This window comes from Microbacterium sp. MMO-35, from assembly GCF_037147555.1.
Classification (GTDB): domain Bacteria; phylum Actinomycetota; class Actinomycetes; order Actinomycetales; family Microbacteriaceae; genus Microbacterium.
The window spans coordinates 199750-225430 of record NZ_JBBCVH010000006.1 but is presented as its reverse complement, the minus strand read 5'-3'; the positions used below and the strand labels follow the sequence as shown (position 1 = coordinate 225430).

General features: G+C 71.6%; 28 protein-coding genes. 8 read left to right on the top strand and 20 right to left on the bottom strand.

Annotated elements, in window-relative coordinates; all coding sequences use genetic code 11:
• Positions 1 to 632: 632 nt before the first annotated feature.
• The 12 genes from WFJ01_RS14310 to WFJ01_RS14255 form a co-directional block, all read right to left on the bottom strand.
• Positions 633 to 1736, bottom strand: coding sequence for a fatty acid desaturase family protein (locus tag WFJ01_RS14310; RefSeq protein WP_336629427.1), 1104 nt, complete (start codon positions 1734 to 1736; stop codon positions 633 to 635).
• A 26-nt stretch (positions 1737 to 1762) separates the two neighbouring features.
• Positions 1763 to 2278 carry a hypothetical protein gene (locus tag WFJ01_RS14305; RefSeq protein ID WP_336629426.1) on the bottom strand — a complete coding sequence of 172 codons (516 nt, stop codon included), beginning with the start codon at positions 2276 to 2278 and terminating at the stop codon, positions 1763 to 1765.
• A gap of 422 nt (positions 2279 to 2700) precedes the next feature.
• The gene (locus WFJ01_RS14300) at positions 2701 to 3150 is read right to left on the bottom strand and encodes an SHOCT domain-containing protein (protein WP_336629425.1); all 450 of its coding nucleotides are present in this window, start codon (positions 3148 to 3150) and stop codon (positions 2701 to 2703) included.
• On the bottom strand, positions 3147 to 3611 hold the full coding sequence (locus WFJ01_RS14295; protein WP_336629424.1) for a universal stress protein: 465 nt from the start codon (positions 3609 to 3611) through the stop codon (positions 3147 to 3149). The genes WFJ01_RS14300 and WFJ01_RS14295 overlap by 4 nt, the downstream gene beginning before the upstream one ends.
• A 176-nt stretch (positions 3612 to 3787) precedes the next feature.
• Positions 3788 to 4231 carry a universal stress protein gene (locus tag WFJ01_RS14290; protein WP_336629423.1) on the bottom strand — a complete coding sequence of 148 codons (444 nt, stop codon included), beginning with the start codon at positions 4229 to 4231 and terminating at the stop codon, positions 3788 to 3790.
• A 45-nt stretch (positions 4232 to 4276) separates the two neighbouring features.
• Positions 4277 to 4789, bottom strand: coding sequence for a hypothetical protein (locus tag WFJ01_RS14285; protein ID WP_336629422.1), 513 nt, complete (start codon positions 4787 to 4789; stop codon positions 4277 to 4279).
• Positions 4790 to 4822: 33 nt separating this feature from the next.
• Positions 4823 to 7402 carry a zinc-binding dehydrogenase gene (locus WFJ01_RS14280; RefSeq protein WP_336629421.1) on the bottom strand — a complete coding sequence of 860 codons (2580 nt, stop codon included), beginning with the start codon at positions 7400 to 7402 and terminating at the stop codon, positions 4823 to 4825.
• Positions 7403 to 7466: 64 nt separating this feature from the next.
• A complete protein-coding gene (locus WFJ01_RS14275; protein WP_336629420.1) occupies positions 7467 to 8375 on the bottom strand; it encodes an amino acid kinase family protein in 909 nt (302 codons plus the stop codon).
• Positions 8372 to 9403, bottom strand: coding sequence for an ornithine carbamoyltransferase (gene argF / locus WFJ01_RS14270; protein WP_336629419.1), 1032 nt, complete (start codon positions 9401 to 9403; stop codon positions 8372 to 8374). The genes WFJ01_RS14275 and argF overlap by 4 nt, the downstream gene beginning before the upstream one ends.
• On the bottom strand, positions 9400 to 10671 hold the full coding sequence (locus WFJ01_RS14265) for an arginine deiminase (RefSeq protein WP_336629418.1): 1272 nt from the start codon (positions 10669 to 10671) through the stop codon (positions 9400 to 9402). Before WFJ01_RS14265 ends, argF begins: the two co-directional genes overlap by 4 nt.
• Entirely contained in the window at positions 10668 to 12086 is a 1419-nt protein-coding gene (locus tag WFJ01_RS14260; protein WP_336629417.1) for an amino acid permease, read from the bottom strand. The genes WFJ01_RS14265 and WFJ01_RS14260 overlap by 4 nt, the downstream gene beginning before the upstream one ends.
• 82 nt (positions 12087 to 12168) lie before the next feature.
• Positions 12169 to 13824 (bottom strand): GAF domain-containing sensor histidine kinase, encoded by a 1656-nt coding sequence (locus WFJ01_RS14255; RefSeq protein WP_336629416.1) that lies wholly within the window; start codon positions 13822 to 13824, stop codon positions 12169 to 12171.
• A gap of 123 nt (positions 13825 to 13947) precedes the next feature.
• Here WFJ01_RS14255 and WFJ01_RS14250 point away from each other — a divergent pair, with 123 nt between their 5' ends.
• From WFJ01_RS14250 to WFJ01_RS14240, 3 genes are all read left to right on the top strand, one after another.
• Complete coding sequence (locus WFJ01_RS14250; RefSeq protein ID WP_251439009.1) at positions 13948 to 14613, top strand: BON domain-containing protein; 666 nt, start codon at positions 13948 to 13950, stop codon at positions 14611 to 14613.
• A gap of 68 nt (positions 14614 to 14681) precedes the next feature.
• On the top strand, positions 14682 to 15317 hold the full coding sequence (locus tag WFJ01_RS14245) for a phosphoribosyltransferase (RefSeq protein ID WP_336629415.1): 636 nt from the start codon (positions 14682 to 14684) through the stop codon (positions 15315 to 15317).
• Positions 15314 to 16609: an erythromycin esterase family protein gene (locus WFJ01_RS14240; RefSeq protein WP_336629414.1), complete on the top strand. Its 1296-nt coding sequence runs from the start codon at positions 15314 to 15316 to the stop codon at positions 16607 to 16609. Before WFJ01_RS14245 ends, WFJ01_RS14240 begins: the two co-directional genes overlap by 4 nt.
• 17 nt (positions 16610 to 16626) lie before the next feature.
• On the opposite strand, the gene WFJ01_RS14235 is transcribed toward WFJ01_RS14240, so the two are convergent.
• From WFJ01_RS14235 to WFJ01_RS14210, 6 genes are all read right to left on the bottom strand, one after another.
• Positions 16627 to 17022, bottom strand: a complete 396-nt coding sequence (locus tag WFJ01_RS14235) for a pyridoxamine 5'-phosphate oxidase family protein (protein ID WP_251439003.1) — start codon at positions 17020 to 17022, stop codon at positions 16627 to 16629.
• A 107-nt stretch (positions 17023 to 17129) separates the two neighbouring features.
• Entirely contained in the window at positions 17130 to 18167 is a 1038-nt protein-coding gene (locus WFJ01_RS14230; RefSeq protein ID WP_336629413.1) for a zinc-binding alcohol dehydrogenase family protein, read from the bottom strand.
• A 15-nt stretch (positions 18168 to 18182) separates the two neighbouring features.
• A complete protein-coding gene (locus WFJ01_RS14225; RefSeq protein ID WP_336629412.1) occupies positions 18183 to 18623 on the bottom strand; it encodes a universal stress protein in 441 nt (146 codons plus the stop codon).
• 44 nt (positions 18624 to 18667) lie between these two features.
• Positions 18668 to 18922 carry a BON domain-containing protein gene (locus WFJ01_RS14220; RefSeq protein WP_336629411.1) on the bottom strand — a complete coding sequence of 85 codons (255 nt, stop codon included), beginning with the start codon at positions 18920 to 18922 and terminating at the stop codon, positions 18668 to 18670.
• Between the two features lie 50 nt (positions 18923 to 18972).
• Entirely contained in the window at positions 18973 to 19113 is a 141-nt protein-coding gene (locus WFJ01_RS14215) for a hypothetical protein (protein ID WP_336629410.1), read from the bottom strand.
• Complete coding sequence (locus WFJ01_RS14210; RefSeq protein WP_336629409.1) at positions 19110 to 19580, bottom strand: universal stress protein; 471 nt, start codon at positions 19578 to 19580, stop codon at positions 19110 to 19112. The genes WFJ01_RS14215 and WFJ01_RS14210 overlap by 4 nt, the downstream gene beginning before the upstream one ends.
• A gap of 184 nt (positions 19581 to 19764) precedes the next feature.
• Between WFJ01_RS14210 and WFJ01_RS14205 the strand changes: the two genes are divergently transcribed.
• Together WFJ01_RS14205 and WFJ01_RS14200 are read left to right on the top strand one after the other, a co-directional pair.
• Entirely contained in the window at positions 19765 to 20511 is a 747-nt protein-coding gene (locus WFJ01_RS14205; RefSeq protein WP_292885682.1) for an SDR family NAD(P)-dependent oxidoreductase, read from the top strand.
• A 52-nt stretch (positions 20512 to 20563) separates the two neighbouring features.
• The gene (locus tag WFJ01_RS14200; protein WP_251438989.1) at positions 20564 to 21205 is read left to right on the top strand and encodes a response regulator; all 642 of its coding nucleotides are present in this window, start codon (positions 20564 to 20566) and stop codon (positions 21203 to 21205) included.
• Between the two features lie 38 nt (positions 21206 to 21243).
• Here the strand turns inward: WFJ01_RS14200 and WFJ01_RS14195 are convergent, their stop codons facing one another.
• Both WFJ01_RS14195 and WFJ01_RS14190 read right to left on the bottom strand, forming a co-directional pair.
• Positions 21244 to 21684 (bottom strand): universal stress protein, encoded by a 441-nt coding sequence (locus tag WFJ01_RS14195; RefSeq protein ID WP_295033635.1) that lies wholly within the window; start codon positions 21682 to 21684, stop codon positions 21244 to 21246.
• A gap of 106 nt (positions 21685 to 21790) precedes the next feature.
• Positions 21791 to 22432, bottom strand: coding sequence for a LysE family translocator (locus tag WFJ01_RS14190; protein WP_251438986.1), 642 nt, complete (start codon positions 22430 to 22432; stop codon positions 21791 to 21793).
• Between the two features lie 81 nt (positions 22433 to 22513).
• Between WFJ01_RS14190 and WFJ01_RS14185 the strand changes: the two genes are divergently transcribed.
• From WFJ01_RS14185 to WFJ01_RS14175, 3 genes are read left to right on the top strand one after another with little or no spacing between them, the layout of a single operon-like run.
• The gene (locus tag WFJ01_RS14185) at positions 22514 to 23206 is read left to right on the top strand and encodes an NADPH-dependent F420 reductase (RefSeq protein ID WP_336629408.1); all 693 of its coding nucleotides are present in this window, start codon (positions 22514 to 22516) and stop codon (positions 23204 to 23206) included.
• Between the two features lie 40 nt (positions 23207 to 23246).
• Positions 23247 to 23888 carry a response regulator gene (locus WFJ01_RS14180; protein ID WP_251438982.1) on the top strand — a complete coding sequence of 214 codons (642 nt, stop codon included), beginning with the start codon at positions 23247 to 23249 and terminating at the stop codon, positions 23886 to 23888.
• Positions 23885 to 25624, top strand: a complete 1740-nt coding sequence (locus tag WFJ01_RS14175; RefSeq protein ID WP_336629407.1) for a hypothetical protein — start codon at positions 23885 to 23887, stop codon at positions 25622 to 25624. Before WFJ01_RS14180 ends, WFJ01_RS14175 begins: the two co-directional genes overlap by 4 nt.
• Positions 25625 to 25681: the final 57 nt, after the last annotated feature.

Sequence of the window (25681 nt, the reverse complement as noted above, 5' to 3'; positions counted from 1 at the left end):
CTCCTCCGGCGAATACCGACGCGTCGTCGGCTTCCCTGATGTCTGCTCTTTCGGCATAACCCCATCCTCGTTTCCAAGGTCAGGAGTCTCCAACAAACTCAGGGCGCTTCAAAGCCTGCGAACTCGCCTGATGGTGATGTCGCAGCGAACACATCGTCGGCGGCACGTCGACAAACGGCTGGCGAGGTCGGTGACGACGAGACAGCTGGAAAAGAGATGAAAGAGATGGGGGGCCAATCAGCGGAGAAGCACATCACGGTGGCTGATGCGACCAAAGCCACTGAACTGAATGCCCGCCCGGATGTCGATCCAGGGCCAGAAGAAGGTCCGGAGCTGACTCCGGCAGAAACACAACCTCAATAACCTGAGATCGACCATACCGTAATTCCCTGGGAACGCTGCGCCTCGACGAGAGCGGCGTGCAGGTGCCGTGTGCGCGGCGCGAGTAGGTGTCAGGGACGGGAACCTCACCCAAACCGGCGTCCTCGCAGCAGCGGGGTGAGCGTTCCCATCAACCAGGGGCCGCGTACCAGAGGACATCCCAGTAACCCAGTACGGCCCTTGTTTGGAGGCTACACCCGCAGCGGGGGCGGCATAACCCCATGCGGCAGATCCCATTCGGCTGCCTCCCGCTATCGGGTTGCCGGGCCGATGGTGCGACGTTGCTCCAGCAGTGGGCAGGTGAACACGTCACGTTCTCCCAACCCGACACGGTTGATGTAGCGAACCACGATCGCGTAGGAGTGGAACAGCCCGACCTGCGTGTACACCACATCGTGCGCCTGGCAGTATGCGGCGACCACGGGGGCCGCGCGGCGCAGGTGCGGGCGCGGCATCGAGGGAAAGAGGTGGTGTTCGACCTGGTAGTTCAGGCCCCCCATGGCGATGTCGAGGAAGCGGCTTCCGCGGATGTTGCGGCTCATCAAGACCTGCCGACGCAAGAAATCCAGCGTCATCTCCCGGGGAACCACTGGCATCCCTTTATGGTTCGGTGCGAACGCGACACCCATGTAGAACCCGAAAATCCCCAGCTGTACTGCGAGGAACACGGTAGCGATGCCTGGGGAGAGCACGATGAATACCAGCGCCAGGTAGCCGGCCATGCGGATCGTGAGAAAAGCGATCTCCGCCCACCTCCGCTCGAGCCGTCCACGGCTGATGACACGGCGGACGCTCGAAGCATGCAGAGAGAGGCCCTCGAAGAGAAGGATCGGGAAGAAGAACACTCCTTGGTGGGCGCGCAGCCACGACACCGCTGGACTGTGATGTGCTGCCGCGGACTCTGCGGTGACCGCGATGACGGGTAGCTCCAGGTCGGGATCGGAGCCAAGCTTGTTCGGATTGGCGTGGTGACGGGTGTGCTTGTGCTGCCACCACCCGTAACTCATCCCGACGAGCAGATCGCCGAGGATGATGCTGATCCAGTCGTTCCAACGCCCGGAGACGAAGATCTGCCGGTGTGCAGCATCATGCCCGAGGAACGCGATCTGCGTGAACACGATACCCAGCAGGGCGGCCATGAGCAGTTGCCACCAGCTGTCCCCGATCCACACGAACACGACCAGGCACACCGCGACAGCGAGAGGTGCGGCGACCAGCTTCGTCCAGTAGTAGCCGTACCGGCGGCGCAGCAGCCCAAGACCGCGGATCTGCTGCGCCAATTCGGTAAACGCGCTCGACCCACGGGGCGCGTCACCGCGCGGGTGAGCACTGGCGGTCCCGTGGATGGGATCCATGATGGACCTTCTCTCCGGTGCCGCCCCTACACGCGGGCGGCACCGCCTTCTTCGACCCAGTCATCGATACGCGCGGCATCATCAGCGACAGCCACAGGGCGACGGGTGAAGGTCACCGAACCGGCCAGAGCGGCAACCCGCGCAGCACGTTCCTGCTCTCGTTCGGACGCGTCCTGGAAACGAAGGGCCGCCACTTCCCGATCCGCCAGAAGGGCCTTGCTGATCTCCGCAAGGCGGTCCGCGATCACCGCGGCGAGCCCGTCCCGGAGTTCTTCGAGATTGGTGTTCCCGATCTCTAGACGACGATCAGACACGTGCAGCTCCACGGTCGAGAACCCACGATCGGACAGATAGTCACGCGTCTGACTGCTCTGGATGGCAGCGACCTCGTCACGGCCGGCCTTACGCGTGAACACCGTTTCCACGGTGTAACGGTCGGGAGCATCATCCGTCATCAGCGTCGCAGGCAGCGACCCGACAAGAATGGAATCCAGACCCAGCAATTCGGGGCTCTTCCCCGCGATCTTTGATTGTGTACTCATGAACGGACGTTACGCCCCCAACCTGTGCGGGCTCACAGGCGTAACAGAATCGGCGTGAGGTTCGTCGGTCCCGGGGGCCTGGTCGGTGCAGCCGGCCGCAATGCTGGGACCGTATTCGTCGCGCTGTTGTAGAAGACGTTCTCAACAGCCGCCGCTGCCCTCCCCGCAACGACCTCCGTTTCGCGGGAAGCTACGGTGACGGCCATCAGACGATGTCCGCACGCTCGCCCCCCACCAGGCTCGCGTCTGCGACCGAGAGCCACTGGTGTAAGAATTCGACAGCTCGCGTGAGACAAGTCGCCGCTCAAGGTCGACCTGTCCTGCGCGAGATTACGCGCTCTTCACGTCTCAGCTCACGACAACTCCCGTGAGATCGAACAGTCGCCCACCCGAAGCCGCGCCGCCCCCTCCCGCTCGCCCCCTCACGACGCGGCGGGGTGCTGCTTCCAGGTCTCTGCGGCCGGAGCAGGGGCCGGAGAGGAGAGCGCCCGCGCCTTCAGGGTCTCGAACTCCGCCTCGGTGATCGTGCCTTCGTCGCGGAGCGCCTTGACCCGGGAGATCTCCTCGGCGGGCGTGCTCGCGTGGGGCATCCGGCGCAGGAAGTCGTCGGTGGCGCGCCACCGCTGCTCCGCCTCCCGGTTCGCGCGGGCCTGCATGCCCGGTCCGCGGAAGATCAGGTACGCGAGCAGCGCCACGAGCGGGACGAAGACGAGTCCGATCACCCACAGCGCTTTCGCGACGCCGCCGAGCGTGTGGTCCCGGAACAGGTCGGCGACCACCGCGAACAGCGCGAACAGGTAGGCGGCGAACGCGACGATCGCGAACATCGTCCAGGTCAGCGACCAGAAGCCGTCGTAGCCGTACAGCATCATGACGACACCTCGGTCTCGCTGTCGGCCCGGCCGTCCTGGGGGCGGACGACGAGGACGGGGGAGTGCGCGTGGCGGACGCAGGCGGCGCTGACCGAGCCGAGCAGGAGACCGACGAAACCGCCGTGCCCGCGGTTGCCGACGACGAGCATCTCGCAGCTCCGGCTCATCTCGATCAGCGTCGCCGCCGGCATGCCGCCGACGACGGTGCGCGTCAGGCGAGAGGGCGGGGTGTCGCCGAAGGCGCGGTCGATCGTCGTGGACAGCGTGTCCTCCGCGACGATCTCGGGCGTCCACTCCACCACGAGCTCCGCGCCGGTGATCGACGAGTAGTACCAGGTGGTGACGGCTTCGAGGGGGACGTCGAGCGCGTCCGCGAGGCGGGCGGCGTAGCGCAGGGCCGCGACGGAGGATTCCGATCCGTCGATGCCGACGATGATCCGGTGGGTGTCGATGGTGTCCATGACCCGAGGCTCCTCCCTGCCGGCGTCCCCCGGCGGGACGAAAGTCACCCGGAGCCGGAGCCGGAGCCGGAGCCGGAGCCGGAGCCGGAGCCGGAGCCGGGGTCGAGGCCCGTGGGCGGGCGCGACCGGGCGGCGCGCTCAGCCCTCCGCGTGAGGCTCAGCCCTCCGCGTGAGGCTCAGCCCTCCGCGTGAAGAGCAAGGGGGCGGACGACGAGGACGGGGGAGTGCGCGTGGCGGACGCAGGCGGCACTGACCGAGCCGAGCAGGAGACCGACGAAACCGCCGTGCCCGCGATCGCCGACGACGAGCATCTCGCAGGCCCGGCTCATCTCGATCAGTGTCCGCGCCGGAGGTCCTGCAGCCACGGTGCGGACGAGACGGGCGGGCGGAGCATCTCCGAAGGCGCGGCCGACGGCGTCGGCCAGAGTGTCCTTCGCGTCCTCGTCGGGCGTCCACTCCATCATGACCCTGGCCTCCGTCGCCGACGAGTAGTGCCAGGTCGTCACGGCCTCCAGCGGCAGGTCCAGGGCGTCGGCGATCCGCGCGGCGTAGCGCAAGGCGGCGACGGAGGAGTCCGATCCGTCGACGCCGACGATGATCCGGTTCGCGATCGTGTCCATGACCCCTACGTTCCCTCGGTGCGCACGCGGACGTCGGGACGAAAGTCACCCCGGTCCGCCCCCGCGATCCGGGCTCGGCCCTGCGCGCTCGGATCGCTTCTCGGCGTCCAGCCGCTCCAGCACCTCCCGCTGCCCGGCGAGCAGGCGCAGCTGCTCCTGCTGCAGATTGGTGAGATAGGTGAGGGTGCGGTGATCCGCCTCCGCCTTCGCATCCTGCTGGGACTGGATGACGTTCTGGCCGACCATGATCACCGGCAGCAGGACGAGCTGCAGGAAGTTCTGCGAGATCCAGGCGATGAGCGTGATCATGCTCGTCGTCACGATCCACGACGGGAACAACGACCGCAGCCCCGGGGAGAACGCGACGAGGATCGCGGGCAGGGAGAGCAGGGAGAGCAGGGCGAACGCGTAGGCCGACCACATGGATCCCATCACGGCCGTGATCCTCACGGCGAGGCGGGTGTTGAAGCGGGTGACGGCCGACGTCGGCGCGGCGCGGAGTTCGGCCGGGTGCACCACGTACGCGTTCGGCGCCGGCCGGCCTCCGTCCGAGCTCATCCCGGCCTCCTGTCGGTCCGCCGTCATCGTGCGTCAGTCCGCGTCCTCGACGTCGAAGTCGAAGACGAGGCGGGCGGGCACGGACCCGTCCAGCACCTCCTGCATCGACGTGGCCGCCGTGGACAGATCTCGCGTCTGGGCGACGACGGTCGTGCGTCCGAGCGCGTGCAGCCGGAAGACCTCGGCGAGATCCGCCCTGGTGCCGACGATGGATCCGATGATCTCGATGCCGTTCAGCACCGTGTCGAAGACCGGGAACGTCAGGCTGCCGTCCTTCGGCAGGGACACGAGCACGAGCCGCCCGCCGCGGGCGAGGGCCCGGTACGACTGGTCGAACACGGCGGGGGCGACGGCGAGCACGATGCACGCGTCCGCGCCTCCGAGGGCTCTGATCGCCTCCACGGGATCCGACTTCGCGGCGTCGACGACGTGGTCGGCGCCGAGCATCGTGGCGAGCTTCAGCTTCTCCTCGCTCACGTCCACGGCGATCACCTCCGCCCCGACCAGCCGCGCGTACTGGATCGCGAGATGGCCGAGCCCGCCGATCCCGAACACCGCGACGCGCTCGGACGGGGTCACCCGCGCGGCCTTGATCGCCGCATAGGTGGTCACGCCCGCGCAGGTGAGCGGGGCGGCATCGAGGGAGGTCACCGATTCGGGGACGGGCACCGCGAAGCGGGCGTCGACGACCGCGTACTCGGCGTGCGCGCCGTTCACCGCGTACCCGGTGTTCTTCTGCGCGAGGCAGAGGTTCTCGCGCCCGGTCACGCAGTACCGGCAGGATCCGCACGCGGATCCGAGCCAGGCCAGCGCGACCCGCGTGCCGATCGCGGGGGCGGAGACGCCCGCGCCGAGCCCGTCGACGCGGCCGATGCCCTCGTGCCCGGGGATGAAGGGCAGCGACGGCTTGACCGGCCAGTCGCCGTGCGCCGCATGGATGTCGGTGTGACAGAGGCCGCTCATCTCGATGCGCACGAGCACCTGGCCGGGGCCGGGGACGGGCACGGGCACCTCCTGCACCGCGATGGGCTCCGTGAACGACGAGACGACCGCGGCGCGCATCGTCGCGGCCGGCGTCCGCGCCCCGGCCACCGCAGCCGCGGGGGCCGGGGAGGCTGCGGGCGCGCGTTCGCCGCGTGCGTCCTCCGCGCCGCGGGCGGCCTCGGCACCGCGGGCGTCGGCCTCCGCACCGCGGACGGACGGCTCCGGCGCCGTCGCGCCCTCCGCCGTCGCGCCCTTCGTGCGTCCGAACCCGCCCAGCGGGACGACCTCCTCCAGCCGAGGCACCCGCACGTTCCAGTCGAGATCCCGCCGGATCCGCCGGCGCAGCGCATCCGCGGCCGTAGGCTCCCCGTGCGTGAGGAAGACCTGTGCGGGGGCCTCGGGTGCGGTGCGCATCCACTCGACGATCTGGCCCGCATCCGCGTGCGCCGACATCATCTCGAGCGAGTGCACCTCGGCGAGGATGGGGATGTCCTGCCCGTAGATGCGCAGGGTGCGCTCGCCGCGCTGCAGTGCGTCGCCGCGTGTGCCGCCCGCCTGGAATCCGGTCAGGACGATCGCGTTGCGCGGATCCGGTCCGTACGAGGCGAGGTGGTGCAGGATCCGTCCGCCCTCGAGCATGCCGCTCGCGGAGATGATGATCGCGGGGCCGCCGCGGGTGTTGAGCGCCTTGGAGTCCTCGACGCTGCGCACCAGGGTCGCCGTCTCGTACATGCGGCGGAACTCGTCGGGTGCGATGCGGTGCTCCTCCGGATGACGGGCGTACATCTCGGCCGCGCTGACCGCCATGGGGCTGTTCAGGAACAGCGGCACCTGCGGGATCCGCCCGGCGGTGCGCAGACGGCTGAGGTGCAGCAGCAGCGACTCCGCCCGGCCGATCGCGAAGGCGGGCAGCAGCACGACCCCGCCGCGGGCGCAGACCCGGGTGATGATGTCGGCGAGCGCCTCCTCCGCGTCCACGCCGGGGTGCGTCCGGTCGCCGTACGTCGACTCCGCCACGAGGACGTCGGTCGCCTCGAGCGCACGCGGCGGTCGCATCAGCGGATCGTCGGTGCGCCCGAGATCGCCGGTGAAGTGCACGCGGGTGCCGTCCACCTCCAGCAGCACCTGCGCCGCGCCCAGGATGTGCCCCGCCGGGACGAACGAGACGCGGGCGTCGCCGACCTCGACGACGGCGTCGAACGGATGCGGGGCGAAGTGCTCGAGCGCCGCCATCGCGTCGCTCTCGGTGTACAGGGGCAGAGGGTGCGCATGCTTCGAGCTGTGCCGGCGCTCCGCGTAGGAGGCCTGCTCCTCCTGCAGCCGGCCGCTGTCCGGCAGTACGAGGGTGCTGAGTTCGGCCGTGCCGGTGGTGCTGTGGATCTCGCCGTCGAACCCGTCGCGCACGAGCGCCGGCAGGTAGCCGGTGTGATCCAGATGCGCGTGCGTGACGACGACGGCGTCGATGCTCGACGGTTCCACGGGGAAGCGCGCCCAGTTCCGCTCCCGCAGGGACTTGTACCCCTGGAACAGCCCGCAGTCGATCAGGATCCGGCTCCGTCCCGTGTCGACGAGGTAGCGGGATCCGGTGACCGTGTCGGTCGCTCCGAGGAATGTCAGCGTTGCGCTCATGCAGGCGAGACAACACCCCGCGGGCCGCCAGGACCGGGACTTTGGTCACCCGGTGAGCCGTCGTTCACGGGCGGGACCGGATCCGGGTGCCGAGGATCCCCGCCACGACGTCCTCCGCATGTTCGAGCGGCCCGATGACCGCGGACCTGCCGGTGGCCAGCGCGAACTCCGACGCCGCCTCGACCTTCGGCCCCATCGAGCCGGAAGGCAGATCGAGTGCGGTGGCCGTGGCGGGGGTGAGCTCGGGCAGCACGGTCGCCTCCGGCGATCCGTAGTCGGCGATCACCCCGGGGACGTCGGTGAGGATGGCCAGGAGCTCGGCGTCCAGCTGCTGCGCGATCAGCGCGGCGGTGCGGTCCTTGTCGATGACCGCGTCGATCGTCCGGAGGCCGCCGGCGTCCTCGATGACCGGCACGCCGCCTCCGCCGCCCAGGACCACCGTCCTTCCGGCGCCGAGCAGGGTGCGGGCGTCGTCGAGCTCGAGGATCCTCCGCGGGCGCGGTGAGGGGACGACGCGACGCCACCCGCCGCCGTCGGCGGCGATGCTCCATCCGTGCGTCTTCGCCAGGGCTCGTGCCCTGCGCTCGTCGTACACGGCGCCGATGAGCTTCTCGGGGCGGTGCATCTCGGGATCCTCGGGGTCGACGAGGACATGGGTGACGAGGGTGGACACCGGCCTGGTCGTCCCGGCGCTGCGCAGGGCCACCTGCAGCAGCGAGCCGATCATGCCCTGGGTCGCCGCGCTGAGCAGCCCCAGCGGGTAGGGCGCGCCGAGCGCCGGATCCTCGGCGGACTCGCGTGCGAGGAGCCCCACCTGGGGTCCGTTGCCATGCACCAGTACGAGCTCGTGAGCGTCGGCCAGGCGCGCGAGGGCCGGAGCCACGGCGGCGAGGCGCGCCGACTGCGCGGACGCCTCCGGGCGCTCGCCGCGGTGCAGCAGCGCGTTGCCGCCGAGCGCGACCACCAGCCTCATCGCTCCTCGATCCCCGGCGCGCCCTCGGCGAGGCTGTGCAGCATCACGGCGGCGATGGTGTGGCGCCGGTTCTCCGCCTGGTCGAACACCAGGGATGCGGACGAGCGGAACACCTCGTCGCTGACCTCCATGCCCTCGAGGCCGGTGAGGCGGAACAGCTGGTCGCCCAGCGCCGACCGGCGGTCGTGGGTCGAGGGCAGGCAGTGCAGGAAGCGGACGTCGGGGTTCCCGCTGCGCTCGAGGAGCGGGCGGTCGACGCGGTAGGGACGGAGCAGGCGGATCCTGTCCTCCCAGGCGCCGCGGTCCTCGCCCATGCTCAGCCACACGTCGGCGTAGACGAAGTCGGCATCCCTGATCGCGTCGCCGACGTCCTCGGTGATGAGGATCCGCCCTCCGGACTGCGCCGCGCGCTCCTGGGCGATCGCGACGATCCCGGGCTCGGGGGAGAGGGATCCGGGACAGGCGATCCGCAGATCCATCCCGCGCATCGCCCCGCTGACGAGCAGGCTGTGCACGACGTTGTCCCTGCCGTCGCCCGCGAAGCACACCCGGGCGGGCGGCCCGGCGGGATCATGATGCTCCTCGATCGTGAGCAGATCGGCGAGCGCCTGCGTCGGGTGCCAGGTGTCGGTGAGCGCGTTCCACACGGGCACGCCGGCGTGGTTCGCGAGCGTCTCGACGGAGCCCTGGGCGAAGCCCCGGAACGCGATCGCGTCGTAGTAGCGCCCCAGCACGCGGCCGGTGTCCTCGACGGATTCGCTGTCGCCCAGATGGCTGCTCGCGGGGTCGATGTACGTGCAGTGCGCGCCGAGGGCGTACGCCGCCGTCTCGAACGCCGCCCTCGTGCGTGTCGAGGGCTTCTCGAACAGCAGCGCGATCAGGCGGCCGGCGAGGCGCGGGGCGAGACCCGTGCGCCCGGCCGCCTTCACCGTGCGGGCCAGGGACAGGAGCGTCTCCACCTCCGCGGCGGACAGGTCGCTGTCCTTGCGGAGGTGACGAGGGGCGTCCGGCGCCGTCGTCGCGTTCACAGCCCGGCCGAATCGCGCTGGATCGGGCACGACATGCATCGGGATCCGCCTCGGCCCCGCCCGAGCTCGCTGCCGCCGATCGTGATCACCTCGATCCCGTTCCGCCGGAGCATCGTGTTGGTCGCGACGTTGCGGTCGTACCCGATCACGACGCCCGGTGCGACGGCGAGGAAGTTGTTCGCGTCGTCCCACTGCTCGCGCTCGGCGGCGCGGGCGTCCTGCTCCGTCGTGAGCAGGCGCAGCCCCTCCACGCCGAGGGCCTCGCCGAGCAGGTGGCGAAGCGGGAGCGCCGGGCCGATCGCCAGACGGTCGTCGCCCTCATCGGGCGAGATCATGTGGCCGTCCAGCCGGGCGGGGTCCAGCGCCGAGGACAGGATGAACGTGCGCTCGTCGAGCATCGTCATGAGGGTGTCGAGGTGCATCATGGCGTGCGCCCGGGGGATCGGGACGGCGATGACGCGACGCGCCTGACCGGAGCGGAAGAGCTCCTGCGCCAGGATCTCCACCGCTGCCGGGGCCGTTCGCTCGCCCATCCCGATGAGGACGACGCCGTGACCGAGCACGTGCACGTCGCCCCCCTCGAGAGGGGCGAGAGCCCGGAGCCCGTCGTCGTAGCGGTTGATCATGGGCTGCCGGAACAGCGGGTGGTAGTCGTAGATGATCCTCGCGTTCTCCGTCTCGCGGGTGCGCGCGGCGCGAGCCATCACGGTCACCGCGACGCCTCGATACACCCAGGCGGAGCTGTCGCGCGGGAACAGGGTGTTCGGCAGCGGCGGGAGCAGGAACCCGCTGCGCTCCCGCGTCTGCCACAGCAGGCTGTCCGTCGGCGCGATCTCGAGCTCGTCGAAGGCGATGCCGCCGATCATCATCTCGGCGAGGGCGGCCGCGGGCTGCGCCTGCAGTCGCTCGCGCACCAGCGGGGCGAGGGCGGGGCCGAAGCGCTCCGGCGTGCAGAGCGTGCCCAGGAGATCCGTCCGTGCGGCCGGGACCGCGAGCGCCTCGGCCAGGAGCGTCTGGAACTCGTGGACGACCACGCCGTGCGAGCGCAGGACCTCCGCGAACGCATCGTGCTCGGCACGGGCGCGCGTGCCCCACAGCACGTCGTCAAAGAGCAGCTCCCGGCAGTTGCCGGGGGTGAGCCGGTCGAGCTCGCGTCCGGGGCGGTGCACGATCACCTGACGGAGGACGCCGACCTCCGAGTGCACGCCGAGCTCGGCCGCGGCGATGCTCTCGCGTACCGGGGACGGGGAGACGGCGGGGACGCTCATGAGCGCGCTCCTCGTGCGATGGACGCGGACAGCTCGGAGGAGTGCGCGCGCTGGACGTCGTCGGGGATCCCGTGCTCCCAGGGATCCGGATCCACGGCGCCGTGACGCCGATGGGACGCCTTCATCCAGATGTACAGCGGAACGCCGAGCAGGAACGCGACAGCGCCGTAGAAGGAGGCCTCCGCGCCCGTGCCGATGAGGGACCAGAACGAGAAGGCGAGCGCGAGCACCGTGACCACGAGATCCCTGCCCAGATGAGGCCAGGAGACCGCGCGAGCCTTGGTGACGAGCCAGTACAGCTGCGCCGCCGCCGAGAAGAGGTAGGGGACCACCACGGTGAAGACCGTCAGCAGCACGACCATCGTGAACACCTGGGCGAAGCTCGTGTACGCGAGGACGGTGAGGGCGGTCGCGAGCACGGTCGAGGAGATGATCCCCACGAGCGGCATCCCGCGGTGCTCGCGCCCGAACACGCTCGGGAAGAGCCCTTCCCGAGCCGCGGCCTGCGGCATCTCGCCCACGATGAAGGTCCAGCCCACCAGGCAGCCGAGTCCCGAGACGATCGCGACGACCGCGATGACCTGGCCCGCCCACGTTCCGGAGAAGATCGCATCCGCGGCGTCGCTGAACGGAGCGGTCGACGTCCGCAGGCGCGCGTTGCTGACGGTGCCGAACACCGCGAGTGTGCCGAGGATGTAGACGATGCCGCTGATCAGGGTGCCGTAGACTGTCGCCCGGGGGACGTTGCGCTCCGGGTCGCGCACGCGACCGGCGGCGACCGATGCCGTTTCCATGCCGATGAACGCGAACAGGGCGATGGCTCCTGCGCCGGCCAGAGCCGACCAGCCGTCGGCGCCGGAGGAGTTGAAGGACCCGAAGTTCGCCGGGTTCAGGAAGAACAGCCCGAGCACGGCGATCGCGGCGAGCGGAACGATCTTCAGGACGGTGAAGACCACCTGCGCCCCGCCCATGCTGCGCAGTCCCATCGCGTTGATGGCGACCGGGATCCAGAGGCACGCGACCGCGATGACGATCGACCAGCCGATCTGATGGTCGGTGTTGACGAAGACTTCGACGTAGCCGGTGAGCGCGACGACGATCGCGGCGTTGCCCGCCCACGCGCTCAGCCAGTACGACCACGCGTTGAGGAAGCCCGCGAACTCGCCGAACGCCTCTCTGGCGTAGACGTAGGGTCCGCCGGATCCGGGGACGCGGGCCGTCAGCCGGCCGAAGACGATCGCGAGGGCGATCGCGCCGACCGTGACCAGCACGAAGGCGACGAGGCTGATGGGGCCGTACGCGGCGAGGGCCGAGGGAAGGCCGAAGACGCCGGTGCCGATCACCGAGCCGATGACGAGTGCGGATGCAGCGGGAAGACCGAGCTGCTTCGCCGAGGGGGAAGATGACGTGTCCATGGCCGCGATCGTCGCGCCGCGGACCGGCGCGATCCGGGTCCAAGGTCCCGCGGGGCGCTCTCGACGTCCCGGGAAGGGGATCTCAGGCGGGCAGCGGCACGGACCACCGCACCCGGGTGCCGCCCTCGGTGCGGTTCTCGACGACGCAGCGTCCGCCGTGCCGCTCCGCGCGTGCCTCGAGGTTCGCGGTGCCGCTGCGGGGGGCGTTCTCGGGCAGGCCGACGCCGTCGTCCTCGACGGTCACGACGACGTCGGTCTCCGAGACGAGCACCGCGACGGAGGCCGAGTGCGCGCGGGCGTGCCGGGTCACGTTCGCGAGGGACTCCCGGATCACGGCGGTCAGGTCGTCGGCGAGCGCCCCCGTGACGAGGAGGTCGACGGGCCCCGCGAACGTCATCCGCGGTCGCGGCGTCGCGCCCGAGACGAGCGCGAGCAGCCGTCCGCGCAGTCCCGGACCCGTGGTCGCCTGCGTCCGCAGCGCGAAGATCGCGGTGCGGATGTCGGTGATGGTCGCGTCCAGCTCCTCGATGTGCCGTTCCAGCGCCTCGGCCTGCGCGGGGTGCGCCGCCGCGAGGGCCTGGAGACCGAGGGCGGTCGCGAACAGCCGCTGGATCACGTGGTCGTGCAGGTCGCGGGCGATGCGACTGCGGTCCTCGACGAGGTCGAGCCGCTGGCGCTGCTCCCTGGCCCGCGCCAGGGACACGGCGATGCCCGCCTGCGAGGCGAAGTCCGAGATCGTGTCGAGCTCCATGCGGGTGTACGTGGAGCTGCTGCGGGAGACGCAGAGCGCACCGACCGCGTCGCCGCCGACGACCAGAGGCACCGCGACCGTGTGCCCGAACGGCCGGACGACGGCGTCCGCGGGATCCGGCAGATGCTCCACGATCAGCCGGCCCTCGGCGATCGCCCGCGCGGCGAGGGCGCCGGCCGCGGGGTAGTGGGTCCCCTCGATGGCGGCGCCGCCCGCGCCGCGCGCGATGTCGATGCGCAGACGGTCGTCGTCACCGGGGGTGATGATCGCGACGAGCTCGGTCGGCACGACGGTGGCCACGGCCTCGGCGACGATCGCGAGGGCATCGCCGGCGTCGGGTGAGAGCAGGGCGGCGGTCACCCCCGACAGCGCGGTGCCCAGCCGCTCGCGCCGGCGGGTCTCCGCGAACAGGCGCGCGTTCTCGATGGCGACGCCCGCGGTCGTCGCCAGGGCCTCGATGATCTCCTGGTCGTCGGCGGAGAAGAGGTCCTTCTCCGGATCCGTCAGATACAGGTTTCCGAAGGTCCGGCCCCTGATGCGGATCGGCACTCCCAGGAAGGCGTCCATCGGCGGATGGTGCTCCGGGAAGCCGACGGATCGCGGATCGTCCGCGATCCGCGGGATCCGGATGGTCTTGCCCTCCTCGATCACGGCGCCGAGCAGTCCGTGTCCCGCCGGCGGCGCTCCGATTTCCTGCACGACCTCGGAGGGGATGCCCTCGTGGATGAAGCGTTCGAGGAGCCCCTCGTCGTCGATCACGCCGAGGGCGCCGTAGCGGGCGCCGACGAGTTCGATCGCCGCCCCGACGATCCTGCGCAGCACCGCGTCGAGGTCGAGGTCCTCGCTCACCACGCGCGTGGCGCTGAGCAGTGCGCGCAGCCGCCCCTGGGCCGTGAGCACGTGCTGGGCGCGCGACATCAGATCCGCGATGGTCTTCTCGAGCTCCAGCCGAGGCACATCGGGGAACGTGATCGGGTCGTCATCCATGGGCTTCCCAGCGCTTGACGCTTCGAGTGTACGCGTGGCCCGCGGGACTTTCGACCCTCCGGGGGCGCAGCGCCGCGCGGAGGGTGAGAGCGTGCACTCCCGCACCCGACGAAAGGAACTCTCATGGCCATCCACACCGACACCGACCTCGACGTGCAGACGCTCGTGATGGACGAACTCGATTGGACACCCGATGTGGACGCCGCAGGAATCGGCGTCGCCGTGGTGGACGGGATCGTCACCCTCTCGGGCGAGGTCGGCAGCTATGTCGAACGCCTCGCAGCCAAGAAGGCCGCTCGGCGCGTGCGCGGGGTGCGGACCGTCGTCGACGATCTCACCGTGCACCCGAAGTCGGCGTGGCCCGTCACCGAGACCGACGTCGCGAAGGAGGTCGAGCGTGCGCTGCGCGCGGCGAGCAATGTGCCGCAGAGCGTGAAGGCGGACGTGCAGGGGCACAGCGTCACGCTCAGCGGAGAGGTCGACTGGGACTTCCAGCGCCATGCGGCCAAGCGCGCGGTGCAGCACCTGCGGGGCGTCGCGTCGGTCATCAGCAGGATCCAGATCGCCGCGCGGCCCTCGGGGACGGACACGGAGGAGCGGATCCGCAACGCGCTCACCCGCAACGCCCAGCTCGACGGACAGACGATCCACGTCGCCGTCCACGGGAACAAGGTCACGCTCACCGGAACGGTGAAGTCGTGGACCGAGCGTCAGCAGGCGGGCAACGCCGCCTGGGCATCCCCGCACGTCACCGACGTGGACAACCAGATCATGGTCCGCGCGTTCTGAGCATCGTGCGGGTCCGGGGCGGGCGTGCCCCGGACCCGCGTCCCCGGCGGAGAGCGGAGGAGTGACCCGTGTTCATCGACAGACAGGACGCCGGACGGCGGCTGGGCGCGGCGCTGCGGCACGCCGACGTCCGGGCCTCGGTCGTGCTCGGGCTTCCGCGTGGCGGCGTCCCCGTCGCCGCGGAGGTCGCCGCCGCGCTCGACCTGCCGCTCGACGTGATCGTCGTCCGCAAGCTCGGCCTGCCGACGCATCCGGAGGTGGCGATGGGGTCGATCGGCGAAGACGGAGTCCGCCTGCTCGATCCGGGCCTGATCCGGGACGCGGGCGTGAGCCGCGCGCAGCTCGACGACGTCGAGAGCCGCGAACGAGAGACCCTGGACCGTCGCGCTCGGCTGCTGCGCGGGGGCGCGGCCCGCCGCGACCTGACGGGTCAGGCCGTGCTCATCGTCGACGACGGCATCGCCACCGGGGCCACGGCGTCCGCGGCCTGCCTGGTCGCCCGTCGGCTCGGCGCCGCACAGGTGGTGGTGGCCGCGCCCGTCGGCGCACCCGACGCCGCGCGACGCATCGTCGGCGCGGACCGGGTCTTCTGCCTGGAGCAGCCCGAGGACTTCCGGGCCGTCGGCGCCTCGTACCGCCGATTCGATCAGACGACCGACGACGAGGTCGTCCGCCTTCTCGCACGAACAGGGACAGCATCATGACCGCCAGAGACGACCTCATCGACGACATCCGGGACCTCGCCCATCCGCTCGCTCGGGAAGGAGCGCTGGACGCTCTGGTCGACCGGGCACGAGGGCGACGCTTCGTCGCGATCGGCGAGGCCTCGCACGGCACGGGCGAGTTCTACCGGTGGCGCGCCCTCCTCACCCGTCGGCTGATCGAGGAGGCCGGGATCACCTGGATCGGCGTCGAGGGCGACTGGCCGGACTGCTGGCGGATCGACCGCTGGGTGCGCGGCCTCGCCGAGACCGACCGCGACGCCCGTGGAGTGCTGGCGACCTTCGACCGATGGCCGACCTGGATGTGGGCGAACACCGAGGTCGCCGACTTCCTCGACGGGCTCCACGAGCTCAACGCCTCCCGCCCGGCCGAGAACAGGGTCGGGTTCTACGGCCTCGACGTCTACTCGCTGTGGGACTCGCTGCAGCGGATCATGGCCTGGCTCGCGGTGAACGAACCCGACGCGCTGCCGGTGGCCGCGAGGGCATGGCGGTGCTTCGCGCCGTTCGACGAGGACCCGCACCGCTACGCCTGGGGCACCCGGCTGGTGCCGGCCTCCTGCGAGGACGACGTCGTCGAGCTCCTCACCGAGGTGCGCCGCCGTGCGATCGGCGACGGGGAGGAGGCGTTCGATGCGCGCCAGAACGCGTCGATCGTCGTCGAAGCCGAACGCTACTACCGCGAGATGGTGCGGACGGACCGCGGATCCTGGAACATCCGGGATCTGCACATGATGGACACGATCGACCGGCTGGCCGCGCATGAGGGACGGGCGTCCCGCGGGGTGATCTGGGCGCACAACACCCATGTGGGCGATGCGCGCGCCACCAGCATGGCCGCGGCCGGGCTGCTGAACATCGGCCAGCTGCTCCGCGAGCGGCACGGCGCCGACCAGGTGCTGCTCATCGGCATGGCCTCGCACTCCGGCACGGTGACGGCGGCGCGAGAGTGGGGCGTCGCCGAGGAGCGGATGCCGGTTCCGATCGCGCGGGCGGACAGCCACGAGGGACTCCTCCACGACGCGCTCGGCTCCCCCGCGGTCCTCGACTTCGGTGCCGAGCGGACTCGCGCCTGGCTGTCGCACGGCGCCGGTCATCGTGCCATCGGCGTCGTCTACGACCCGGCCCGCGAGCGCGGCAACTACGTCCCGACCGCCATGGGCGCGCGCTACGACGCGCTGCTCTGGTTCGAGCAGACGCACGCCCTCCTGCCCCTTCACCACGAGAGGCGCCCCGAGGAGGTCGAGTACGAGACGGAGCCGACCGGCTTCTGACGCCGCTCGGCGTCCGCTCACTGCGACTCGTGCTTCACGGCCCGGCCCGTCATCCGCGTGATCCGGAACCGCAGCGGCACGTCCCGCTCTCCGCCCGGCCAGGGCGAGACGCGCGCGACGAGCGCCGCGGCCTCCTCCGGTGCGGGGCGGGAGAGCGGTCCGCTCATCAGCACGCTCCAGGCCGCGCGCCCGAGGCTGTCCAGGTGGTCCACTTCGAACGACACGGTCGCGCCCGCGTCGGCGAGGACGCTGAGCGCCCCGTCGGATCCGGTCCGCAGGAGGAGATCGTGCCCGGAGACGGCATAGTTCATCGGGATGATCTCGACCACTCCTTCCCGCACATATCCCGCGCGGCCGACCGTGGTCGCCGTGAGCAGGTCGTAGCAGCGCTGCTCGCTGAGCACGTGGATCATGATCTTCTCCCTTCGGTGGACGGGCTCCCGTCAGCCGCCCTTCCCGCCAGCGTCCCCGATGCGCCGACGCCCGACCGTGACCTTCGTCCCGTCGTCCTCCGCGCCCGTCAGAAGCCGATCACCAGGGAGCCGGCCGCCCGCCCGCTCCGCAGCTCATCGATCGCCGCGCCCGTGTCGGCGAACGCGTACCGGGTGACTCTCGGCGTCAGCCGGAGGCTCTGCGCCAGGCGGAGGAATGCGGCGCCGTCGGCGCGCGTGTTCGCGGTGACCGTGCGCAGGTCCCGCTCCTGGAAGAGATCGCGGGCGTAGTCCATGGCGGGGATCGCGGTCATGTGGATCCCGGCCAGCACCACCGTGCCGCCGGGGCGCGTCGCCTCGAGGGCGAGCGGCACGAGCTCTCCGGCCGGCGCGAACACGATCGCCGCATCCACAGGGGTGGGCGGAACGGCCGTCGCATCCCCGACGAACACGGCGCCCACGCGCCGCGCCAGCTCCCGGTTGCGCTCGCCGCGTGTCATCGCGAGCACGCGCGCGCCCTGGGCGATCGCGAGCTGGGCCGTCAGGTGCGCACTGGATCCGAATCCGTAGATCCCCAGATCGCCGCCCGGCGGCAGGTTCGCGCGCGTCAGCGCGCGATAGCCGATGATGCCCGCGCAGAGCAGCGGCGCGATCTGCCTCGGATCGGCGTCCTGCGGCAGCCGGTAGAGGAAGGACTCGGGCGCCGTGAGGTACTCCGCGAATCCGCCGTCGGCATCCCATCCGGTGTACTGCGAGGCGGGGCAGAGGTTCTCGCGCCCCTCTCGGCACCACCGGCAGGTGCCGCAGGTCCGGCGCAGCCACGCGGCCCCGACGCGGTCGCCGGGGTGCAGCGCGCGCACGGCGGCTCCTGCCGCGACCACCGTGCCGACGACCTGGTGCCCGGGGACCACCCCGGGGCGGTGCGGCGGGATCTCCCGGTCGATGACGTGCAGGTCGGTGCGACACACGCCGCACGCCTCCACGGCGATCAGCACCTCGTCCGCTCCGGGGGACGGGACGCGCCGGGTCGTGGACGTCAGGGTTCCGGCGGCATCACTGGTCGCCCACACGCGCATCTCGGCGGAGGGCGCCGGGGCGGGCGCTGCGCGGAGCGAGGATCCGTTCACGCGCCGGCCCGGCTCTCAGCCACGATCCGTCTCGTCGTCGTCGGTGTGCATGATCAGCACGGGGCAGTGCGCGTGCGAGGCGCAGGAGGCGCTCACGGAGCCGAGCAGCAGGCCGGCGAATCCGCCGCGGCCGCGGCTTCCGAGCACGAGCATGCCGGCCGTCTCGCTGAGATCGATCAGCGTCCGTGCGGGCGGCCCGGACAGCACCGTCCGGGTGAGCGCGTCCGGCGGGGCGTCGCCGAACGCGGCGACGACCGACTGATCCAGGATCTGCTGCGCGTCCTGCTCCGGCTGCCACTCGATGACGAGCTCCGCGCCGGTCATGGGCGGGTAGGTCCAGGTCGTGACGGCTTCGAGCGGCGCGTGCAGCGCCTGGGCCAGCCGTGCGGCGTACTTCAGGGCGGCGATGGACGACGGCGAGCCGTCCACCCCGACGATGATCCGATCCATGTCCATGCGTTCAGCGTCACCGCTGCGGCTGCCCGGACGCGGGACGAAAGTCACATGGCTCGGCCGGGATCGGAGGGCTCGGGTCTGATCCGCAGGTCGTCGACCAGTGCGCGTACGCCGCGCACCCGCCGCACCGCCTCTCGTGCGGCGACCTTCTCGGCCTCCGAGCCGACCTCTCCCGAGAGCGTGACGGCGCCGTCGCGCACGAAGACGCCCACATCGACGGGATCGACCTCGTGAGCCCACTCGAGCTCGTCGGCGATGTCCTCCTTGATGTCGAGGTCCGCCCTGCGCGTCGCGTCCATGCGTCTTCCCCTCGAGTCGCCCGTGGCCTCCGGTCTGCGCCCCGGGGCGTTCACCGGTGCGTCGGCTCCGGCGCGTGCGCCGAGAGCTGAGCGGTGACGAGCTCGGTCAGATCGATCGGCTGCGTGGGCGGAAGCACCACGTCGGAGGGGCCGATCGGCGAGTTCGGGCGACGGAACCCGGCGCGGTTCATGATGCACCCGCGGTCGCCGGGGCTTCCGTGCCCTCGGTGCCGTCGCGGACGATCAGGACGGGGCAGTGGGCGTGCGCGGCGCACGCCGCGGACACCGACCCGAGCAGGAGCCCGGCGAACCCGCCGTGCCCTCGACTGCCCAGCACCAGCATGCCCGCGCGTCTGCTCAGCCCGATCAGGACGCCCGCGGCGGGGCCGAGCAGCACGGTCCGCTTCAGCGGTGGCGGCTCGGCGCCGAACGCCTGCTCGACGGCGGCGTCGAGGACGGATCTCGCGTCGTCCTTCGGCGACCACGAAGGCACCAGGTAGGTGTCCGCGAACGGCGGGGAGGACCAGGTGGTGACCGCCTCGAGCGGGGCGCCGAGCGCGTCGGCGATGCGCGCCGCGTACTGCAGCGCGGCGATCGACGACGCGGACCCGTCCACGCCGACGATCACCCGGTCGGCAGCAGCGTTCTCATCGTTCATGTCCCCACTGTCCCCGGCCGGATCCGGACCGATCGGGACGAAAGTCATACGGATCGGATCGGATCGATCGGTCCGCACGCCGCGCGGGCCGCGCGCGGAGGCCGTCGTGCTCCGGGTGACTTTGGTCCCGGCTCCGATGGCGTGCTGCTGCGAACGTGAGCGGAGGAGATGGGAGAGGACCCTCATGAACGGCAATCGCTTCGCAGAACGCACCATCATCGTGACCGGCGCAGGATCCGGCATCGGACGGGCGACCGCCCTCCGCCTCGCGAGCGAAGGAGCGCGGATCGTCGGCGTCGATGCGTCCCGCACCCGCTTGCAGGAGCTCGAGCGCGAGCTCGGGGACCGGGTCGCGACGGTCGACGGCGATCTCCTCCAGCAGCTCACGGTGGATCGTGCGATCGCCGCGGCGCGCGGCAGGATCGACGGGCTGGCCAACGTCGCCGGGATCATGGACGGATTCGAGCCCACGGCCGAGATCGACGACGCGACCTGGGAGCGCGTCATCGGCGTCAACGTCACCGGCATGATGCGGATGACCCGTGCGGTGCTGCCCGCGATGCTCGCCGCCGGTCGGGGCGCGATCGTCAATGTGGGCTCCGAGGCCGGGCAGCGGGGGTCGGCGGCGGGAACGCCATACACGGTGTCGAAGCACGCGGTGAACGGATTCACGAAGAGCACGGCGTTCTTCTACACGCCCCGCGGCGTGCGGTGCAACGCCGTCGCGCCGGGCCCGGTCGCGACCAACATCGAGGCCGCCTTCCGCTCGACCCTGGCGCAGGAGCGCCTGGGGCCGGTGATGCAGGCGACACTCCCGCCCGTCGCGCAGCCGGAGGCTCTCGCCGCGGCCATCGCGTGGCTGCTCAGCGACGACGCCTCGGATGTGTCCGGAGCGATCATCCCCGTCGACGGAGGGTGGGCGGCCATCTGATCCGGGTGCATGATGGCCTTGGCGAGCATGGACGCGGGGAAGGGGAGTCCCGATGAGCAGTGTGTTCCTCGTCGACGATCACGAGATCGTGCGGCAGGGGCTGGCGGGCGTGATCGAGGGTCAGGCCGATCTGACCGTGGCCGGCGAAGCGGGCAGCGCCCGCGATGCGCTCGCGCGGATCGCGGCGACGCAGCCCGACGTGGCGGTCCTCGACGTCCGCCTTCCGGATGGGAACGGGATCGACCTGTGCCGGCAGATCCGGCAGGATCAGCCGCGGGTGCAGTGCCTGATCCTCACGGCCTATGACGACGACGATGCGATGTTCGCGGCGGTGGTGGCGGGTGCGGCCGGCTACCTCCTGAAGAGCGTCCGCGCGGCGGAACTGCTCGAGGCGATCCGCGGCGTCGCGGCGGGCCGGAGGCTGCTGCACCCCAGCGCCGAGCGCACGGCGATGCAGCGGATGCGCGACGCCCCCGGAGAGGATCCGCGTTTCGGATCCCTGGGGCTGCGGGAGCGGCAGATCCTCGCGCTGATCGCGGACGGGCTGACCAATCGGCAGATCGGCGAGCGGCTGGGGCTTGCGGAGAAGACCGTCAAGAACTACGTCTCCGGGCTCCTCAGCAAGCTGGGTCTGGATCACCGCACGCAGGCGGCGGTGTTCGAGATCGAGCGGGGCCGCCACCGCGACGACTAGAGCGCGGCGTCGGAGCCCCAGCCCTCCTGCTTCTCGACTCAGCCCTCCTGCTCCTCGTGGCGCACGATGAGGACGGGGCAGTGCGCGTGCGCCGCGCAGGCCGCGCTCACGGATCCGAGCAGCAGCCCGGTGAAGCCGCCGCGGCCCCGCGTGCCCAGCACCAGCATCTCCGCATGGCGGCTCTCCGCGATGAGCACGGACGCAGGCGGGCCGGCGACCACCCGGGTCGTCAGGCCGGCCGGACGGCCCTCCGTGAAGGCGCGCGCGATCACCGCGTCGAGATGCGCTGCCGTCTCCTTCTCCGGAGAGCGGCCCGGTGTCGGATACAGGTCGATCAACGCGGCGTAGTCCCAGGTCATGACGGCGCGGATCGGACGACCGAGCGCACCGGCGAGCGTCACGGCGTAGCGGAGGGCGTCGACGGAGGACGCCGATCCGTCGACGCCGACGAGGATCGGAAGGTCAGCGGTGGTGTTCATGCCCTTCACCCTTGCCCGCCGCGCGGACGGCGGAAGGGACGAAGGTCACATGCGCGCCACGGAGGAGCGCGCCCTAGAGGGACGAGGATCGCCGCCCGAGCCGGTGCTAGCCCTTGTTGTCCGCGAGCAGCAGCACGCCGCCGAGGCCGATCATCATGCCGCCGCCGGTGCCGCGGACCGCGGCGAGCCGGCGGGGCGACCGTGCGAACCACGACCGCGCCGCCCCGGCGATCAGCGCCCACGTCGCATCGCAGGCGAAGGCGATGACGGTGAAGATCAGTCCCAGGATCATCATCTGCACCGGTACGGAGCCGGCGTGGAAGTCGACGAACTGCGGCAGGGCGGCGACGAAGAACACGATGGTCTTGGGGTTGGTGGCGCCGACGACGAACCCCTGCCGCAGCATCGCGAACGTGGACAGGCGGCGCGGACCGGTCTGGGACGCGTCCGCGAAGCCGTCGCGACGGTGGCGGATGGCCTGGATCCCGAGGTAGGCCAGGTAGAGCGCGCCGAGCACCTTGACCGCCGTGAAGAGGGCCACGGACTGGGCGACGATGGATCCCACCCCGAACGCCACAGCGGTGATCGGGACGAGGCTCCCGAGCTCGTTGCCCAGCACGCTCCAGAGCCCGGCGCTGCGACCCCAGGCGAGGGAGCGTCCGATGACGAACAGCACGCTCGGCCCCGGGATGGCGATGAGCACCAGCGAGGTGAGCGTGAAGGCGACGAGGGCTTCGGTGTGCGGCACGTGAAGAACCTAGTCCCCCGCGGGTCCGGGCGCCAGAGGCCGTCCACCGCGGCGGCCGGGGCACCCGGCTACGATGACGCCGTGACCGACGAGACCTCCCGGATCCACACGCTCGGCATCATCGGCGCCGGCCGCATCGGCAGCGTGCTCGCCCGGCTCGCGGTCGCGGCCGGATACCGGGTGCTGGTCGCGGGATCGTCGGATGCGGCTCGGATCGCGCGCAGGGCAGGTGCGCTCGGGGCGACGGCCGTCGACGTCCCGGAACTCGCCCGCGAGGCGGATGCGGTGCTCCTGACCCTGCCGCTCGGCCGGTACACGGCGCTGCCGGCGGAGCTGCTGCGCGGCATGCTCGTGATCGATGCGATGAACTACTGGTGGGGCTCGGACGGGCTCCGCGACGACCTCGACGACCCGCGCACGTCCACGAGCGAGATCGTGCAGCGGTTCCTGGCGGGCTCCCGCGTCGTGAAGGCGTTCAATCACATGGGCTATCAGGACGTCGAGGACGAGGCCCGCCCCGCAAGAGCCCCGGGGCGCAAGGCGATCGCCGTCGCCGGCGACGACCCGGCGGACGTGGCGCAGGTCGCCCGGCTGGTCGACGACCTCGGGTTCGACCCCGTGGTGGCCGGCGCCCTCGCTGCGGGCATCATGCTGGAACCCGGCGCGGAGGCGTTCGGCGCCGATGTCGACGCGACGGAGCTGCGGGCGATGCTGGAGCGCTTCTGGAGCTCGCAGCGCGGCCTCGTCGTCGCGAGGGCGCGCGGCACGGGATAGCGGTATTCTGCCCGGCCCCCGCCCCAGTAGTCTCTTTCTCGTGAGCACGGAGTGGACGCGTCGGGTCCTCGTCGTGGAAGACCAGTCCGCTCTGCGCGTGCTCCTCTGCGATCTGCTCCAGCGGCACGGGTTCGAGACAGCGGCGGCCGCCGACGCGGCGACGGCGACGCAGCTGTTCACGGAGTTCGACCCCGATGCGCTCCTGACCGACATCGACCTGGGCTCCCGTCCCTCGGGCGCCGAGCTCGCCGCGATGCTCGCCGAGCTCGCGCCGCATCTCGCGATCGTCTTCCTCAGCAGCTATCCGCGCGCCGCCGCCGGAGCCACCGCGATGGGCATCCCGCGCGCCCTGTTCGTCCCGAAGCAGACCCTCGACTCACCGCGGACGCTCATCGACGCGCTCGAGCAGGCGCTGTCGACGCAGCCCGTGCCGGACGCGGGCTCCGTGCTCTCGCGTGAGGGACTCGGCGCCCTCACCCGGCACCAGCTCGACGTGCTGGCGATGATCGCCCGGGGCTGGTCGAACGATCGCATCGCGACGGAGACCGGATCCACCGTGCGCGCCGTCGAGCGATCGATCAGCCGGATCTTCGACAGGCTCGGCGTCACCGGGGATCCCACCGTGAATCCGCGCGTGGCTGCCGCGGCGACCTACCTCGCCGCGTTCGGCCCCTCGCGATGAGAGGCCTTCTCGCCGCGGTGCACGGATCCCTCCGCGGCGGACGCTTCCTCACGATCTGGTCTTTCGTCGCGACCCTGCCCCTCTCCGCGACCGTGATGGCCCCCTTCGGCGCGGGCGTCGATGCGCCCAGCGCCTGGCCGGCGACCGCCGTGACGTGGCTGTGCTTCGCCGGCGCGCTGGGCGTGGTCGCGCTCGTGGAGCGACGCCTGCACCGGCCCCGCGCACGCGTCGTCGCCGTCGTCGGAGTGCTGCTCTGCAGCGGGCTGAGGCCGATCGTGCAGGATCTGTGGACCGCTGCCTCGGAGCTGCCGACGCCGCCGGCCTGGCAGCTCCCGTTCCGCATCGCGACGAACGTCCTGGTGTGGACGGTCGTGCTCGTCGTCGTGGCCGTGCTGGAGGCGGCGTTCCGCGGTCTGCGCAGCACCAACCGGCTGCTCGGCTCCGTCGCCGCCGAACTCGTGCAGGCGGAGGCGCGGTCTCGCGACTTCGCCGAACGGGCGCACCGGATCGCCCTCGCAGCGGCCACCCGCCTCCGCGCCGGGATCGTGGCCCTCGGCGCCGACGACGGCACCGCCGCGGCCGTCCGTCGTCTCGGTGCGGAGGGCTTCCGGACGTGGAGCCATCGGCTGCGCACGCTGGCCGACGAACCCGACGGATCGCCGGCGCCCCCGGGCCGGGGCGACGGCGCCGTCCCCGGCCCCGAGACGCGCGGGCGCGGGGCGGGATACCGGCTGCCCGCGACGGGCGTCGTCGTGCTGCTGTACGGCGCCACGATGCTGCCCTATGCCCTGCGCAGCCAGAGCGCGACCGAGCTGCTGCTCGGCGTCCTCGTGCTCGTCGGCGGCGGACTCGCCATCGACGCGGGATCGCGCTGCCGTGCCCTGGCCCGACGGCGCGCGGCGCGGTCCGCGGCCTTCCTGGCGCTGTCCGCGGTCCTGGGGATCGCGCTCTCGGCCCTCGCGGTCGCGCACGGGGCGCCGGTCGGGACCGCGGTCGTGCCGGCCGTCGTCTACTTCGCCTATGCGCTCTTCGCCGGGCTCTGCGCCGGGGCGCTGCATGCGCAGCGCCGCGAGCGGCGCCGGCTCTCGGGCGCGATCCGGAGCGCGCAGCGGACCGCGCGGGAGGGCACCCGGACGGCGCGGGAAGGACTGCGCCGCTCGGCGGAGCTGCTGCACCGGGACGGGCAGGGCGGCTGCGCCGTGTTCGCCCTGGCCCACCCGGATCCGACCCGGGCCGAGGTCGCCGGACTGCAGCAGGCCCTCGACGAGACGGTCTCGCGGATGGAGGCGATCCTGTCGGCCGGCGGTGCGGCAGGCGATCCCGGTGCGGAGCTGACCGCGCTGTTCGGCACCTGGGGGCGGGTGATGGACCTGCGGGTCGAGGAGTCGGAGGCGGCTCGGACCGCATGCGGCTCGGCCCCCTGGGCGGCGCGCGACGCCTACGACGTCATCGCCGAAGGGCTTCTGAACGCCGTGAAGCACGGCGTCGAGCGCCGCGCCGAGATCTCGCTCGACGTCATCGCCACCGGCGCCGGACCGCACCTGCGGGTGCGGGTGCGGTCGTTCGGGGCCGTGGTTCCCGGCGCGCAGCTGCGACCGGCCTCGCGGATGCGGGACCTCGATGCACGGCTGCTTCGCGCACCCGGCGGGGCCGTCCTGGAGGCCGTCCTCGCCCTGCCGCACAGTGCTGTCGTGTCAGCCGAACATCCTGCGGAGGCCCCTCGGCGGCGACCGTAATATCGGCGGCGGATCACCCGGACGCACCCGCTCCGGGGTCCGCGACGCGAAACGGAC

What these genes read in the sequence shown, in the direction of transcription:
- WFJ01_RS14295 (WP_336629424.1), bottom strand. Translation starts at nt 3,611, where the DNA reads ATGGACACCATCGACACCCACCGGATCATCGTCGGCATCGACGGATCG.
- WFJ01_RS14305 (WP_336629426.1), bottom strand. Translation starts at nt 2,278, where the DNA reads ATGAGTACACAATCAAAGATCGCGGGGAAGAGCCCCGAATTGCTGGGT.
- WFJ01_RS14300 (WP_336629425.1), bottom strand. Translation starts at nt 3,150, where the DNA reads ATGATGCTGTACGGCTACGACGGCTTCTGGTCGCTGACCTGGACGATG.
- WFJ01_RS14195 (WP_295033635.1), bottom strand. Translation starts at nt 21,684, where the DNA reads ATGAACACCACCGCTGACCTTCCGATCCTCGTCGGCGTCGACGGATCG.
- WFJ01_RS14265 (WP_336629418.1), bottom strand. Translation starts at nt 10,671, where the DNA reads ATGAGCGTCCCCGCCGTCTCCCCGTCCCCGGTACGCGAGAGCATCGCC.
- WFJ01_RS14175 (WP_336629407.1), top strand. Translation starts at nt 23,885, where the DNA reads ATGAGAGGCCTTCTCGCCGCGGTGCACGGATCCCTCCGCGGCGGACGC.
- WFJ01_RS14205 (WP_292885682.1), top strand. Translation starts at nt 19,765, where the DNA reads ATGAACGGCAATCGCTTCGCAGAACGCACCATCATCGTGACCGGCGCA.
- WFJ01_RS14235 (WP_251439003.1), bottom strand. Translation starts at nt 17,022, where the DNA reads ATGATCCACGTGCTCAGCGAGCAGCGCTGCTACGACCTGCTCACGGCG.
- WFJ01_RS14215 (WP_336629410.1), bottom strand. Translation starts at nt 19,113, where the DNA reads ATGAACCGCGCCGGGTTCCGTCGCCCGAACTCGCCGATCGGCCCCTCC.
- WFJ01_RS14290 (WP_336629423.1), bottom strand. Translation starts at nt 4,231, where the DNA reads ATGGACACGATCGCGAACCGGATCATCGTCGGCGTCGACGGATCGGAC.
- WFJ01_RS14255 (WP_336629416.1), bottom strand. Translation starts at nt 13,824, where the DNA reads ATGGATGACGACCCGATCACGTTCCCCGATGTGCCTCGGCTGGAGCTC.
- WFJ01_RS14210 (WP_336629409.1), bottom strand. Translation starts at nt 19,580, where the DNA reads ATGAACGATGAGAACGCTGCTGCCGACCGGGTGATCGTCGGCGTGGAC.
- WFJ01_RS14310 (WP_336629427.1), bottom strand. Translation starts at nt 1,736, where the DNA reads ATGGATCCCATCCACGGGACCGCCAGTGCTCACCCGCGCGGTGACGCG.
- WFJ01_RS14200 (WP_251438989.1), top strand. Translation starts at nt 20,564, where the DNA reads ATGAGCAGTGTGTTCCTCGTCGACGATCACGAGATCGTGCGGCAGGGG.
- WFJ01_RS14250 (WP_251439009.1), top strand. Translation starts at nt 13,948, where the DNA reads ATGGCCATCCACACCGACACCGACCTCGACGTGCAGACGCTCGTGATG.
- WFJ01_RS14285 (WP_336629422.1), bottom strand. Translation starts at nt 4,789, where the DNA reads ATGAGCTCGGACGGAGGCCGGCCGGCGCCGAACGCGTACGTGGTGCAC.
- WFJ01_RS14240 (WP_336629414.1), top strand. Translation starts at nt 15,314, where the DNA reads ATGACCGCCAGAGACGACCTCATCGACGACATCCGGGACCTCGCCCAT.
- WFJ01_RS14220 (WP_336629411.1), bottom strand. Translation starts at nt 18,922, where the DNA reads ATGGACGCGACGCGCAGGGCGGACCTCGACATCAAGGAGGACATCGCC.
- WFJ01_RS14225 (WP_336629412.1), bottom strand. Translation starts at nt 18,623, where the DNA reads ATGGACATGGATCGGATCATCGTCGGGGTGGACGGCTCGCCGTCGTCC.
- WFJ01_RS14260 (WP_336629417.1), bottom strand. Translation starts at nt 12,086, where the DNA reads ATGGACACGTCATCTTCCCCCTCGGCGAAGCAGCTCGGTCTTCCCGCT.
- WFJ01_RS14280 (WP_336629421.1), bottom strand. Translation starts at nt 7,402, where the DNA reads ATGAGCGCAACGCTGACATTCCTCGGAGCGACCGACACGGTCACCGGA.
- WFJ01_RS14275 (WP_336629420.1), bottom strand. Translation starts at nt 8,375, where the DNA reads ATGAGGCTGGTGGTCGCGCTCGGCGGCAACGCGCTGCTGCACCGCGGC.